The sequence below is a fragment of the Agromyces sp. NPDC055661 genome, from assembly GCF_053618135.1.
In genome coordinates, this window is sequence record NZ_JBSHHC010000001.1 from 2,595,928 (window position 1) to 2,609,546 (window position 13,619).

Sequence of the window (13,619 nt, forward strand, 5' to 3'; positions counted from 1 at the left end):
AGCGCCCTCGCGGCATCCGCTGCCGTCACGTGCTCAGCGGACGAAGCGCACCTCGTGGATCTCCTCGCCGAGGAACGGCACGACCTGCTCGCCGCCGTCGAGCGTGTACCCGTTGCGCTGGTAGAACCGGTGCGCGCGCGGGTTGTCGGACGCCACCCAGAGGTAGGAGGGGTCGCTGCCGACGGCGGCGTCGAAGAGCTTCTGGCCGATGCCGGTGCCGTGGTAGGCGTCGAGCAGGTAGATGAAGTAGAGCTCGCGATCGCGCGGGGCGTCCTCGTCGCGGGCCGGGCCCGAGCCGACGAAGCCGACGATCTCTCCGTCGACGAGGGCCGCGAACTGTTGGTACTCCTCGCCGCGCTCGGCGTAGTGGTTCCACAGCTCGGCCATGCGCCGGGGGGAGAGCTTCTCGAATGCGGCCGCGCTGATGAGGTGGTCGTACGTCTCGTGCCAGCAGGTGGCGTGGACGCGCCCCAGGGCCTCGACGTCGGAATCGCGGATGGGACGGACGACGACTTCGGCAACAACATCGGTGCTCATGCCGAAAGGCTAAGCCAGCGCGCGCGGGACGCGAAATCGAGCGTCACACGCGAAGGGCGCCGCGAGTGCGGCGCCCTTCGTGGTCGTGCGGAGGCTCAGCCCTGCGCGCGGCGGTTCGTGCGCTGGGTTCGGTTGGGCGAGACGAGGCTGCCCATGCGCAGCGGCTGCTTCGCGGTCGAGCGACCGGATGCCCCGCCCTTCGACGAGCTCAGGGACCGGCTCCCGCCTGTCGCCTGCGCGCCGCGGCCCTGGCCCGCGCCCTGCTTGGGGGCGTGCGCCTTCAGCTCCGCCGGGCGGCCGGAGCGGTCCTTGCGCGGCGTCGCGGGCGCGACATCCGAGCTGCCCTGACCGCGACCGCGGCCGCGGCTGCGACGACCCTCGCCGGCCGGACGCTGGGCGCCGCCGGCCGCGAGCTCGTCGCGGCGGGTGCGCTTGCGCTGGGCGTTCGCGCCCTGCGAGCGGCCGCCGCCGTTCCCCGAGCCCGCGGCGGGGCGCGGCGCCGGCTTCACGTACGGCGCGACGTCGCCGACGAGCGCCGTCACCGACGCCGACTCCGCGGTGACCCGCTCGGGCGTCACGGTGATGGCGGCCTTGCGCAGAAGGGTCTTGAGGTCCTGCTTCTGGCCGGGGAGGCAGATCGTCACGACGTCGCCCTCGCTGCCGGCACGCGCGGTGCGGCCCGAGCGGTGCAGGTACGCCTTGTGCTCCATGGGCGGGTCGACGTGGATCACGAGCTCGACGTTGTCGACGTGCACGCCGCGCGCCGCGACGTCCGTGGCGACCAGGACCTTGACGGAACCGTCGCCGAACGCGGCGAGGTTGCGGTCGCGCTGCGGCTGCGACAGGTTGCCGTGCAGGTCGACGGAGGGGATGCCCTGCTCGGTGAGCTTCTTGGCGAGCTTCTTCGCGTGGTGCTTGGTGCGCATGAAGAGGATGCGGCGACCGGTGCCCGAGGCGAGGGTGCGCACGAGCTCGTTCTTCGCGTCGACGTCCTCGATCTCGAAGACGTGGTGCGTCATCTGCGCGACGGGGGAGTTCGCCTCGTCGACCGAGTGCAGCACCTCGTTCTGCAGGTAGCGCTTGACCAGCTTGTCCACGCCGTTGTCGAGGGTGGCCGAGAACAGCAGGCGCTGCCCGCCCTGCGGGGTCTTGTCGAGGATGCGCGTGACGACCGGCAGGAAGCCGAGGTCGGCCATGTGGTCGGCCTCGTCGAGCACGGTGATCTCGATCGCGTCGAGCGTGATGAAGCCCTGCTTCATAAGGTCCTCGAGGCGACCTGGGGTGGCCACGACGATGTCGACGCCGGCGCGGAGCGCGTCGACCTGTCGCTTCTGGTTGATGCCGCCGAAGATCGTGGTGGCCTTGAGGTCGTACGCTGCGGCGAGCGGCTCGATGGTCGCGGTGATCTGCGTCGCGAGCTCACGCGTCGGCGCGAGCACGAGGGCGAGCGGACGGCCGGGACGGCGGCGGCCGCCGGCGAGGGAGGTGCCGAGACGCGCGGCGATGGGCAGCGCGAAGGCGAGGGTCTTGCCCGAGCCGGTCTTGCCGCGGCCGAGCACGTCGCGGCCGGCGAGCGTGTCGGGCAGGGTGTCGACCTGGATCGGGAACGGGGAGGTCTTGCCGTCGGCGGTGAGGGCCGCGACGAGCGGAGCGGGCACGCCGAGCGTGCTGAAGGTGATGTCGGTCACTGGTGCCTTTCGGGGGCAGAGCGCACCGCAGGTCGCATCGGCAGCGCCTCGAGTGGCTCGGGGAGCGGCGGATCGGACCCGGCGGTGGGTGGTGGCGAAGGCGCCGGTCGGCGCATCCGTTCGCCGTATGAGAGTCATCGGGCGCCCTCTCGACGAGGCCCTGCCCGGAAGCGTTTCTACGACGCAGGCGGCGCGTTCATCGCGCTCGCCGGGGTCCACCCTAGCGGATGCCGCCGCGCGGATCCTGTGAGCCGCTGCTCGACCGCCGGATCGCGGCTCAGCGCGGCATCCGCTCGCCCACCGGGATCTCGTCGCGCAGGGTGTTGCCCGGCTGCGCGAGCGGGCACGACCACGACGGGTCGTAGGCGCACGAGGGGTTGTAGGCGAAGTTGAAGTCGATCACGAGCGTGTCGTCGCCGGCTCCCGGACCCAGGTCGGCGCCCTTGACCGTGTCGAGCAGGTAGCGCCCGCCGCCGTAGGTGCCGCCCGCGAGGCCCGCGAGGCCGTCCTTCACGGGCAGGAACAGGCCGCCGCCGTAGCCCGTGAGCCGCCACACGTCGAGCGAGCCGAGGTAGGGCAGGCGCACCGTGCCGACGAGCGAGAACGGGATCTTCCCGTCGGTGGCGCTGTCCACGACGATGCGCACGGGCTCCTCCGACCGGTGCACCTCGAGCTCGAAGCGCCAGTCGGGGTCGTAGCGGGCGATCCGCAGGCCGGTGAAGTTCGACCGGTCGTCGGGCAGCAGCGGCGACTGCGGATGCCCCGCGAAGAGCTCGTCGCGTCCCGACTTCCAGAGCTCGTGCCCCGACGCGGGGTCGTGCACGCTCAGCTGGCGCACGCCCGCGTAGAGGCCGAAGACACGTCTTCGCCAGTCCGCGAGCTGCAGCGACCCGATCGAGGCGTTCACGCGGCGGCGCCCAGGGTGACGGATGCCGCGCCGGATGCCCCGGCGGCGGACGCGGCGGCCGCGGCATCCGCCGTGCCGGGCGGGTCGAACGACCACGACGGGGCGAGCTGGCGGAGCCGCATGCCCCGCCACTGCCAGAACGCCCACGTCGGATACCAGGCGACCAGGTCGAGCGCGCCCGCACGCGCGCGCAGCTGGTCGCGGTACAGGGTGCGTCCGTCGGGCAGCGCGGAGACCGCCATCCGGTGGTCCCACCGGTCGAACAGGGCGAGCGGGCCGGTGAGGGCGCCGCCGCCGTCGCGCAGCATCCGCACGCCCGTCGGCAGGCCGCCGGGGTAGCTGACGTCGACGAGCTCCTCGCCCGCCGGGAAGCGACGGAACGCGAGCGCGCGCACGCGGTGCGGCCCCTCGGGCCACGTGGTGGGCAGGCCGTCCTGCTCGAGCGACGAGAAGTCGAGCCAGGGTGCGACCACCTCGCGCAGCACGGCCGGGCTCCGGAGCGCGCGCCACGCGGCATCCGGCGTGCAGTCGAGCGTGAGTTTGAGGAGCACCCGCATGTCCAGAGAGTAGGCCGAGCGGATGCCCCTGCCAAGGAACCCCGCCGGATTCACGGCGGCCACCCGGCCGGGACTCCGGCGCACGTCCTAGACTCCGGCCATGCCCGACGCGCTGTGGTGGTTGCCCTCCCTCGTCGTGTTCGGCGCCGCGGCCCTCGCGCTCGGCGCAGGCGTCGTGGGCTTCCGCCGGCTCGGCGCGCGACGCGAGCGCGCGGAGCTCGGCGACGGACGCGCCCTCGAGGTGCGTGCGAAGGGCCTCATCGTGGAGGCCGACAACGCCGTGCGCGACGCCGATCGGGAGGTCGCGTTCGCCGAGGCGCAGTTCGGGCCCGCCGTCGCGCGCGATGTGCGCACGGCGCTCGAGGCGGCGCGCGGGCGGCTCCGCGAGGCGTTCCTGCTGCAGCAGCGCCTCGACGACGCCGCGCCCCACACTGCGGCCGAGCGCCGCACCTGGAGCAGCCGCATCGCGGACCTCTGCGAGTCCGCGCTCCGAGAGCTGCACGAGGCGGATGCCGCGCTCGCCGGGCGTCGCCGGGCCGAACGCGGCGCCCGCGACGACGTGCCCGCCCTGCGCGTCGACGCCGCACGCCTCGAACGCCGTCGCACCGAGGCCGAGGCGGGACTCGAGCGGCTCGGCACGCGATTCACGCCCGCGGCGCTCGGCGTCGCGCGGGCGGCGGGAGTGCGGGCGGCCTCGGCGCTGGCGGGTGCGACGACGGCGCTCGACACGGCCGAGCGTCAGCTCGCCGGGACCGAGCCCGCGGCCGACACGCTCGCGACCGCCGCGGACCTGCTCGACCGTGCCGGACGCGACCTCGCGGTCGTCGAGGGCGTCGAGCTCGACCTCGCGGCCGCGCAGGAGGACGCCGCGACGCGGGCCGCTGCGCTCGATGCCGACCTCGTCGCCGCACGTGGCGAGCGGGACGCGCAGGAGGACGCCGACGCGCAGCAGGCGCTCGGCACGGCGATCGGCGCGGCATCCGCCGTGCTCGCCGCACGCGCGGATCTCGTCGGCGACCCCTTCGCCGACCGCGACCGGATCGCCGCCGCCCGTGACCGCCTCGAGGTGGCGCGCGCTGCGGCCCGGAACGCGCAGGGCAGGCTCGACGGCGCGCGCGGTGCGCTCGGCGGCGCGATCGCGATCGCGGAGAGCCAGGCGCGCGTCGCCCGGGCCGCGATCGACCGCGCCGGGCCCCGCGTCGGGGCGGACGCGCGCACGCGACTCGCCGAGGCCGAGCGCCAGCTCGTGATCGCGCGCCAGGAACCCGATCCCGTCGCGGCGCTCGACGCCGCGCGGCGGGCCGCCGCCCGCGCGAACGACGCCGAGGCGCTCGCCGCGTGGGACCGGTCCGGCGACGGGCGGTAGCCCTGCGGGGTAGCCCCGCGGAAATCGACCTGCGGCCGAAGCGGCCACCTGTGCGATCTCGCGCGTGACCCGTGCGCAACTCCGGAAGCCTGCGGCGACGCGCCGCCCGCGGGCGCACGTCGCTCTGCGTGTCCGCGGCGACATCCGGAGTTGTGCTCGCCCGTGTTGCGCGCGGCCCGGACGGTCGCGGGCGCCATTCCGCCGTCGCGGCGTGCACGACTCCGGGGGCGGGCGGTGGCGGGCCGCGAGCACACGGCCGTCGCCCGGCGTGCCTGCCGTGACATCCGGGGTTCCGTCTTCGCGGTGCGGCCGGCCGACCTGCCGCCTCGCCGGTCCACGGATGTCACGCGATTCGGTGTTCCGCCTCGATACGCCGTCGCGTCGCGACGTCGCACGGCGCGTCCGCCCGGGACACCGAATCCGGTCACGAGGACACCGCGGCATCCGGGGTCGTGTCGGCAGGGGTAGCCTGTCGCGGTGAGCGAGACGAGCGCGCCCGACGCGCAGGCGAAGTACCAGGTCCGACTCGACTGGGGGGTCGCCGGTGCGGAGCGCATCGTGGGCGGCGCCCACGTCGCGGTCGTGGTCGACGTGCTGCCGTCGCCCGACGGCGAGGTCATCGCCGCGGCGCTCGCCGGGCGGGGCGTGGTGGTGCTCGAGGGGTCGCTGCGCAACCGCAGCGCGGTGGCCCGACGCATCCTCGACCTGCAGGAGGAGCGGGGCGAGCGCCTCATGGTCGCGATCGTGGCCGCGGGCGAGCGGGACCGCAGCGCCGCGGGCGAGGCCGTGCGGTTCACCGTCGAGGACCAGCTCGGCGCAGGCGCCGTCGTCGACGCGCTCATCGCCCTCGGCATCGACCACACGTCACCCGAGGCGGCCGTGGCGTGCGCCGCGTTCGAGGGCCTGCGGCACGCGTCCGTGCACCTGATCGGTGCGTCGGCGAGCGGCGCCGCCCTCGTCGCGCAGGGCAGGCGACCCGAGGTCCGCGCCGCGACGGACGTCGACGCGTCGGATGAGGTGCCGACGGTCGGCTGATCGGCTGACCCGGCTGGCCGGTCGAGCTGCTCCTCGGCTCAGGCCGGCAGCGCCCGCCTAGCTGTTCGAGTCGTCCCGATCGGGCAGGTACGGCTCGATCGCGGCCGCCAGCTTCGCGGGCGTCATCGACTGGAGCCACACGTGCCCCGGCCCGTGCAGCTGCGCGAGCATCAGCGAGTCGCCGAAGAACTTGTTCTTCACGCCCTTCACGGTGGCGAACTCGAGGGGCATCTCGGCGCGGAACATCGCGAGGTGTCCCGGGTGGATGAGCAGCGACTGGCCGGCCTGCAGGTCGTACTCCACGAGTTCCCCTGCGAGCTGCACCCATGCGGTCCCGTTCCCGGTGAGCTTCTGGAACACCACGCCGGCGCCGCCGAAGATGCCGGCGCCGAGCTTCTTCTGCAGGCCGACCGAGACGACCACTCCGTGCGTGCTCGCCATGTACGAGCCCGACAGGATCATGAACTCGTCGGACGGGTCGACGCGCAGCTCCCGGATCGTGCCGGGCAGCTGCGCCGCGAAGGCGACGAACCCGCCGGCGTCGGGGGCCGTGTACTCGGTGAGGAACAGCTGGCCGCCGCCGATGACGCGCTTCAGGCTGCTCATGAACCCGCCCTGTCCGCCGCTGCCGTGGGCGGTGGACGTGTCCATGCGGAAGCCGGTGGTGAGCCAGGAGACGTCGCCGCCTTCGGCGACGATCTGCTCGCCGGGCGAGAGGGTGAGCTCGAGGATGGGCATGGTCGTTCCGACGATCTTGGGCTCCATGGCCGCACGGTAGCAGCGGGTGCCACGTGCGGCCGGTCCATCCGGAGGAGAGCCGCCGGTTCGGCTCAGGCCGCGGCCTGGTCCGCCTTCCGGGCGCGGGCGCGGTGCGCGCGCACCTTCGCGCGGTTGCCGCAACGCTGCATCGAGCACCAGCGACGGGTCGCCGCACGCGAGGTGTCGAGGTAGACGATGCCGCAGTCGCCGCTGCACTCGCGGATGCGGTCGGCGTTCACGTCGCCGAACAGGTCGACCGCGTCGCGGGCGATGGTCGAGAGCGCCTGGCCGACGGTCTGCACCGACCGGCCCGCCTGGCGCGAGCCGCCGGCGAGCACGGGCGGGATGTCGGGCGTCGCGGCGTAGAGGTTCACGAGGTCGATGTCCTGGGAGCGCACGTCGTCGCCGCGGGCGGCCGCCTGCGCCATGCGCCCGATGGCGTCGCGCAGGGAGATCGCGTCGAACAGGTCGCGCGAGCGCGCCGTGCCGACGGCGACCGGGAACCGGTCGCGGAGCCACGTGGTGAGGTCGTCGGGTGCGTGCAGCCGCTCCCAGGCCGGATTTCCGCCCATGGCGCCCGTGTAGGCGAAGTCGAGCGCGAACGATCCCGAGTCGAACCACCAGCGGACGCCCTCCGCCGAGGTGAACCACTGTCCGACGGGGATGGAGACGGTGGAGACGGGCATGGGGGAACCATCCTCGGACGTCGCGGACGCCGCATCCGCGCTGCTGGGGGTGGGACGCATGCGCCGGTGGGCATGCGCTCGACGGCCCGGCCGACGCGGCGGTCAGCCGGCTGCCGCGCTCGCGGCCCGCCGCCGCACCGCAGGCGTGATCTCGCGATGACGCCAGACGATGAGGTTCGCCCGATCGAATCCGCGACGGCACAGACCGCAGCTCAGTGGGCGCTGGGGTTCACGGTAGCGGAAATGCTCGTGCCCCGCGGGGCAGCGACCCACCCATGGCGCCAACTCGTGCGCGACCTCGCCGTCGTGCGTGCGACGCCCGACGTAGCCGAGGTCGGACGCGATCGTCGCCCACTTGGGCCCGTGCCCGGCGCGCGGCCCGGCCATGGCGTGCGCGACCTCGTGCAGCAGGATCTGGTGGATCTCGTCGTCGTCGTAGCGGGCGGCCAGGTAACGCGACACCGAGATGTGCTTGGCGGTGTAGTTGCACAGGCCCGCGCGCTTCTTCGCGTTGTCGAAGCCGAAGCTCCACACCGCGGCATCGAGGTGCAGGACGATCAGGGCCTCCGCCCATCGCCGAACCCGCTCGAGATCCGCCATGGGATGAGAATAGTCCCGCCCACCGACCTCGCGACGGAGGCATTGGCCCCCGAACGGGGCCGCATATCGCGCGGCATTCCGGGCTTTCCGGGTTCTCCGGGGCGGGCTGCGGCGACCGCTACCCCGCCGGCGCCAGCCGCACCCGGAACAGCTTGTCGTCGCCTGGAGAGGGCGAGCCGCGGCCGTCGGTGTTGTTCGAGATGAACCAGAGCTCCCCGTCGGGCCCCGCCGTCACGTCGCGCAGCCGCCCGAGCTCTCCGACGAACCACGGCGTCGCGGTGAGCGCGCCGCCCGCGGTCGCGGGGGCGATGGTCCAGAGCCGTTCGCCGCGCAGTGCGGCGAGGAAGAGCGTGTCGCCGACGATCGCGAGCCCGCTCGGGCTGGCGTCCGCGGTCGACCACTGCTGCACGGGATCGATGAAGCGCGAGTCGCCGGCCTGCCCCTCCACGATCGGCCAGCCGTAGTTGCCGCCGGGCTCGATGCGGTTGAGCTCGTCCCACGTGTTCTGGCCGAACTCCGCGGCCCAGAGGTCGCCGTTCGCGTCCCACGCGATGCCCTGCGGGTTGCGGTGCCCGAACGACCAGGTGAAGTTGTCGAACGGGTTGCCCGGCGCCGGCCGCCCCTCGGGCGTCATCCGCAGGATCTTGCCCGACAGCGACCCCGGGTCCTGTGCGGTGTCTCGGTTCCCGGCGTCGCCGGCCGTCGCGTAGAGGAACCCGTCGGGCCCGAACCTGATGCGTCCGCCGTCGTGGTTGCCCGCCTTCGGGATGCCGGTGAGCACGTCCTCGGGCGCCCCGAGGCCGAGCGAGCCCGGCTCGCCCCTGAGCGGCATCCGCACGATGCGGTTGTCGGATGCCGCGGTGAAGTAGGCGTAGACGTAGTCGGGGTCGTCGCCGTCGGTCGGGCGGAACGCGAGCCCGAGGAGTCCGCCCTCGCCGCCGGGGACCACGTCCGGAACGCTCGCCGCGACCCGCAGCGACCCGTCGCCGAGCACCTCGACCACGTTCGCGGTGTCGCGCTCGCTCACGAGCACGCCGCCGTCGGGCAACCGCAGGATCGACCACGGCGCCTGGAGGCCCTGCGCCACGACCTCGACGCCGCCACTCGGCAGCAGCACGGGCGGAGGGCCGCTCGGGGTCGGCGTCGCCGTGGCCGTCGGCGAGGCGGGCGTGCCGGGCGGGGTCGACGGCAGGGGGCTGCGCTCGGGCGCGCCGACGCACGCGGCGAGCACGGCGACCGAGGCGAGGGCGACGGATGCCGCGGCCGCGGCGCTTCGGGCACCGGATCGACGCCCCCGGCGCCGCGCACGTACCGCGTTCGGCATACGACCTCCCCATCCCAGTGTGCGCGCTGCTTCGGCAGAATGGGAGGATGACGCCTGGGATCGACCTCAACAGCGACCTCGGCGAATCCTTCGGCGCGTGGCGGGTCGGCGACGACGAGGCGATGTTCGCGATCGTCTCGAGCGCCAACGTCGCGTGCGGGTACCACGCCGGCGACGCCCTCACGATGGCCGAGAGCGCCGGTCGTGCGGTGCGCCACGGCGTCGCCCTCGGCGCCCACCCCGGCTACCGCGATCTCGTCGGCTTCGGACGCCGCGCGCTCGACACGAGCCCGGCCGAGATCGCCGCGGAGCTCCTCGTGCAGCTCGGCGCGCTCGACGGCGTCGCCCGCGGCGCGGGCACGCGCGTGCGCTACGTGAAGGCGCACGGCGCGCTCTACCACCGGCTCTCCGCCGACGAGCGCGCCGCCCATGCGTTCGTCGAGGCGGTCGCCCACTACGATCCCACCCTGCCCGTGCTCGGCCTGCCCGACAGCGAGCTCGAACGGGCGGCGGATGCCGCGGGCCTCCGGTTCGCCCGCGAGGCGTTCATCGACCGCGGTTACGTCGCCGACGGGTCGCTCGTGCCCCGCGGCGATCCGGGCGCGGTCGTCGACGACCCGGCGGCCGCGGCCGACCGTGCGCTCGAGCTCGCCGAGACGGGCGGCCTCACCGCCGACGACGGCAGCCGCGTCGAGCTCGCGCCCGACTCCCTCTGCCTGCACGGCGACACCGCGGGCGCGGTGGCCATGGCCCGCGCCGTGCGCGACGCGCTCGAGGGCGCGGGCGTCGAGATCCGGGCGTTCGCATGAGCCGCCGACTGCTGCCGAGCGGCGACGCGGCCCTGCTCGTCGAGTGCGACTCGCTCGAGGAGGTGCTCGCACTGCACGACGCGCTCGCCGCCGACCCGCACCCGGGCGTCGTCGAGCTCGTGCCCGCCGCGCGCACGATCCTCGTCGCGGTCGATCCGGCCCGCCTTCCGCTCGAGTCCGCGGCGACGTGGGTCCGGCGCATCCCCGCCGAGGCGGGCTCGCGGGTGGCCGGTGCGACGGCCGACCCGGTCGCCATCCCGGTGGTCTACGACGGCGAGGACCTCGCGACCACGGCCGCGCTCCTGGGCGTCTCCGCCGAAGCGCTCGTCCGGGCGCACACCTCGGCCGAATGGCGTGTCGCCTTCGTCGGCTTCGCCCCGGGCTTCGGCTACCTCGTGAGCGACGACTGGCCGTTCGAGGTGCCCCGGCTCGAGGCGCCCCGTCCACGAGTGCCCGCCGGGGCCGTGGCGATCGCGGGCGCGTTCGGCGGCGTGTACCCGCGGCAGAGCCCGGGTGGCTGGCGGCTCGTCGGCCGCACCGACGCGATCCTCTGGGATCCCGAGGCGGACGAGCCCGCCCTGCTCGCGCCGGGTCGCCGCGTGCGCTTCGAGGCGGTCGGCTCGGCATGACCCGCCTGCGCGTCGAGCACCCGGGCGCCTCGGCGCTCGTGGAGGACCTCGGCCGCCCGGGGCTCGCCCATCTCGGCGTCCCGGCCTCCGGAGCCCTCGACCGCGGAGCGCTCACGCTCGCGAACCGGCTCGTGGGCAACCCCGACGGCGCGGCGGCGCTGGAGGTGCTCGTCGGTGGCTTCCGCGCCCGGTTCGAGGGCGAGGCGTGGTTCGCGGTGACGGGCGCATGGGGTCCGGTCGCGCTCGACGGCCGGCCGGTCGCGCCGTACGCGGCGGCGCGGGCGCGCGACGGCTCGGTCCTGGAGCTCGGCACGGCGGCGCGCGGCATCCGCTACGTGCTGGCCGTGCGCGGCGGGCTCGACGTGCCGGCCGTGCTCGGGTCGCGCTCGCGCGACACGCTCGCCGCGATCGGTCCCGAGCCCGTGGTCGCGGGGGAGGTGCTCCCGATCGGCGCGGAGCCCGCGGCATCCGTGCCCGTGATCGACCAGGACGTCGCGTTCCCGCCGCCGCAGGAGGTCACGCTCGCGCTGCTGCCCGGCCCGCGGGCCGACTGGTTCACGGATGCCGCGCGCGCCGCGCTGTTCGAACGGCCCTGGCGCGTCTCGGAGCAGGCCGACCGCATCGGGGTGCGGCTCGCCGGGCCGGCGCTCGAGCGGCTGCGCCCGGGGGAGCTCGCGAGCGAGGCGACCGTGCCGGGCTCGATGCAGGTGGCGGGCGACGGGCGGCCGACGATCCTGCTCGCCGACCGCCCGGTCACGGGCGGCTATCCCGTCATCGCGATCGTCGCCCCGGGCTCGCTCGACGCGATGGCGCAGGTGCGTCCGGGGCAGGAGGTGCGGTTCCGGCACGCGCGGTGAGCCGAACTCCCGGCGCGGGTCCGCGCCTGAGCAGCGGAATCCCGCTGGTGCGCTGGAATCCCGATCGCGGGATTCCTCCGCGCCAACGGGATTCCGCTGGCGGCGACCGAGTCTCGGAGCCGTGGAGCCAGCTCGGAAGCAATCCTTCACATAGGCGACGAAGTATGGAAGTATCTTCCAAACCGGACCCGACCCTGGAGGATCGATGACGCACCGCCAGCCCCTGCCCGCCGACGAACCCACCGCGGCGGTCGGCCGCCGCGGCTTCCTCACGCTCGCCGTCGCGGGCGTCGCGGCATCCGCCTTCACCGTCACGATCGGCGGCCTCGCACCCGCGCCCGCCCACGCGAACGCCTTCGGCACGACGGCGGGCACGACCGCGGCCGCCGCTGCCGGACCGCGCAAACGCGAGCTGCGCGCGATGTGGATCTCGTCGGTCGTCAACATCGACTGGCCGAGCCGCACCGGCCTCAGCGCCGACGCGCAGCGCGCCGAGTTCCTGCACTGGCTCGACGTGGCCGAGCAGTTCCGCCTCAACGCGGTCTTCGTGCAGGTGCGGCCCACCGCCGACGCGTTCTGGCCGAGTCCGCTCGAACCGTGGTCGCAGTACCTCACGGGCGTGCAGGGACAGGACCCGGGCTACGACCCGCTCGCGTTCATCGTCGAGGAGGCGCACGCCCGCAACCTCGAGCTGCACGCCTGGTACAACCCGTACCGCGTGTCGATGCAGGCCGATCCGGCGCAGCTCGTGCCCGAGCACCCCGCGCGCGTGCACCCGGAGTGGATCTGGGCCTACGGCGGCAAGCTCTACTTCGACCCGGGCCTGCCCGAGGTGCAGGAGCACATCCAGCGGGCGATCCTGCACTCGGTCGAGCACTACGACCTCGACGGCGTGCACTTCGACGACTACTTCTATCCCTACCCGGTGGCCGGCCAGGTGGTCCCGGATGCCGCGACCTTCGCCGCGCACGGCGCCGGCTTCGACGACGTCGCCGACTGGCGCCGCCACAACGTCGACACGTTCGTGCGGTCGATCTCCGAGCGGATCAAGGCACTGAAGCCCTGGGTGAAGTTCGGCATCAGCCCGTTCGGCATCTGGCGCAACCGCGCGACCGACCCGCTCGGCTCCGAGACGGGCGGCTCGCAGTCGTACGACCTGCAGTTCGCCGACACCCGCAAGTGGGTGCTCGAGGGCTGGCTCGACTACATCAACCCGCAGGTGTACTGGCAGATCGGGCTGGCGGTCGCCGACTACGCGAAGCTCGTGCCGTGGTGGGCCGAGGTCGCCGCGGCATCCGGCACGCACCTCTACATCGGCGAGGCGCTCTACAAGGTCACCTCGGGCGTGTTCACCGACCCGGCCGAGCTGTCGAACCACCTCACGATGGACCGCGAGATCGACGCCGCCGGAACGCCCGTGCACGGCAACGTGTACTTCTCGGCGAAGCACGTGCCCGCGGACCCGCAGGGCTCGATGTCGCACGTCGTCGCCGATCACTACGCGCACCCCGCGATCGTGCCGGCGATGGAATGGCTGCCGGGGACGGACGTGCGCACCCCCGTGCTCGCGCGGGTCGCGCGCATCGACGGCGGCGTCGAGCTGCAGTGGTCGGATGCCGCGCCGCCGACCCGCCGTGCCACCTCGTTCGCGGTCTACCGCGTCGACGGTGCGGTCGACGCGATCGACGTCGAGGACGCGACGAACCTCGTGGCGACCGTGCGCGCGGGGGCGGGCGTCGTGCAGCGGTGGACCGATGTCACGGCGGAGGCCGGTCGCGCGTACGCCTACGCGGTCACGGCGCTCGACCGGGTCTGGAACGAGAGCGGCCCGAGCGCGGTGCGCACGGCCGGGTGACCTCCCGACC

Annotated in this window: 14 protein-coding genes; 6 read left to right on the top strand and 8 right to left on the bottom strand. The window is 74.3% G+C overall.

Going from position 1 to position 13,619, the window contains the following annotated elements; genetic code table 11:
- Positions 1-33 precede the first annotated feature (33 nt).
- The 4 genes from ACWGO8_RS11975 to ACWGO8_RS11990 form a co-directional block, all read right to left on the bottom strand.
- Entirely contained in the window at positions 34-537 is a 504-nt protein-coding gene (locus ACWGO8_RS11975) for a GNAT family N-acetyltransferase (RefSeq protein ID WP_376953906.1), read from the bottom strand.
- A gap of 95 nt (positions 538-632) precedes the next feature.
- The gene (locus ACWGO8_RS11980) at positions 633-2,225 is read right to left on the bottom strand and encodes a DEAD/DEAH box helicase (protein WP_452043269.1); all 1,593 of its coding nucleotides are present in this window, start codon (positions 2,223-2,225) and stop codon (positions 633-635) included.
- A 277-nt stretch (positions 2,226-2,502) separates the two neighbouring features.
- The gene (locus tag ACWGO8_RS11985) at positions 2,503-3,132 is read right to left on the bottom strand and encodes a DUF1684 domain-containing protein (RefSeq protein WP_452043270.1); all 630 of its coding nucleotides are present in this window, start codon (positions 3,130-3,132) and stop codon (positions 2,503-2,505) included.
- Positions 3,129-3,689: a hypothetical protein gene (locus tag ACWGO8_RS11990; RefSeq protein WP_452043271.1), complete on the bottom strand. Its 561-nt coding sequence runs from the start codon at positions 3,687-3,689 to the stop codon at positions 3,129-3,131. The genes ACWGO8_RS11985 and ACWGO8_RS11990 overlap by 4 nt, the downstream gene beginning before the upstream one ends.
- 100 nt (positions 3,690-3,789) lie before the next feature.
- Between ACWGO8_RS11990 and ACWGO8_RS11995 the strand changes: the two genes are divergently transcribed.
- Together ACWGO8_RS11995 and ACWGO8_RS12000 are read left to right on the top strand one after the other, a co-directional pair.
- Complete coding sequence (locus ACWGO8_RS11995) at positions 3,790-5,055, top strand: hypothetical protein (protein WP_452043272.1); 1,266 nt, start codon at positions 3,790-3,792, stop codon at positions 5,053-5,055.
- A gap of 477 nt (positions 5,056-5,532) precedes the next feature.
- Entirely contained in the window at positions 5,533-6,090 is a 558-nt protein-coding gene (locus ACWGO8_RS12000) for a 2-phosphosulfolactate phosphatase (RefSeq protein ID WP_452043273.1), read from the top strand.
- A 57-nt stretch (positions 6,091-6,147) separates the two neighbouring features.
- Here the strand turns inward: ACWGO8_RS12000 and ACWGO8_RS12005 are convergent, their stop codons facing one another.
- The 4 genes from ACWGO8_RS12005 to ACWGO8_RS12020 all read right to left on the bottom strand — a co-directional run bounded on the left by ACWGO8_RS12005 (position 6,148) and on the right by ACWGO8_RS12020 (position 9,459).
- Positions 6,148-6,855, bottom strand: coding sequence for an AIM24 family protein (locus ACWGO8_RS12005; protein WP_452043274.1), 708 nt, complete (start codon positions 6,853-6,855; stop codon positions 6,148-6,150).
- 65 nt (positions 6,856-6,920) lie between these two features.
- Positions 6,921-7,535 (bottom strand): CGNR zinc finger domain-containing protein, encoded by a 615-nt coding sequence (locus tag ACWGO8_RS12010; protein ID WP_452043275.1) that lies wholly within the window; start codon positions 7,533-7,535, stop codon positions 6,921-6,923.
- A 102-nt stretch (positions 7,536-7,637) separates the two neighbouring features.
- Positions 7,638-8,135: a SprT-like domain-containing protein gene (locus ACWGO8_RS12015; RefSeq protein ID WP_376953918.1), complete on the bottom strand. Its 498-nt coding sequence runs from the start codon at positions 8,133-8,135 to the stop codon at positions 7,638-7,640.
- Between the two features lie 118 nt (positions 8,136-8,253).
- Positions 8,254-9,459, bottom strand: a complete 1,206-nt coding sequence (locus tag ACWGO8_RS12020) for a PQQ-dependent sugar dehydrogenase (RefSeq protein ID WP_452043276.1) — start codon at positions 9,457-9,459, stop codon at positions 8,254-8,256.
- A gap of 47 nt (positions 9,460-9,506) precedes the next feature.
- Between ACWGO8_RS12020 and ACWGO8_RS12025 the strand changes: the two genes are divergently transcribed.
- The 4 genes from ACWGO8_RS12025 (at position 9,507) to ACWGO8_RS12040 (ending at position 13,609) form a co-directional block, all read left to right on the top strand.
- Positions 9,507-10,268 carry a LamB/YcsF family protein gene (locus ACWGO8_RS12025; RefSeq protein ID WP_452043277.1) on the top strand — a complete coding sequence of 254 codons (762 nt, stop codon included), beginning with the start codon at positions 9,507-9,509 and terminating at the stop codon, positions 10,266-10,268.
- Positions 10,265-10,897: a 5-oxoprolinase subunit B family protein gene (locus tag ACWGO8_RS12030; protein ID WP_452043278.1), complete on the top strand. Its 633-nt coding sequence runs from the start codon at positions 10,265-10,267 to the stop codon at positions 10,895-10,897. Before ACWGO8_RS12025 ends, ACWGO8_RS12030 begins: the two co-directional genes overlap by 4 nt.
- Complete coding sequence (locus ACWGO8_RS12035) at positions 10,894-11,754, top strand: 5-oxoprolinase subunit C family protein (protein WP_452043279.1); 861 nt, start codon at positions 10,894-10,896, stop codon at positions 11,752-11,754. Before ACWGO8_RS12030 ends, ACWGO8_RS12035 begins: the two co-directional genes overlap by 4 nt.
- A 205-nt stretch (positions 11,755-11,959) precedes the next feature.
- On the top strand, positions 11,960-13,609 hold the full coding sequence (locus ACWGO8_RS12040; protein WP_452043280.1) for a glycoside hydrolase family 10 protein: 1,650 nt from the start codon (positions 11,960-11,962) through the stop codon (positions 13,607-13,609).
- Positions 13,610-13,619: the final 10 nt, after the last annotated feature.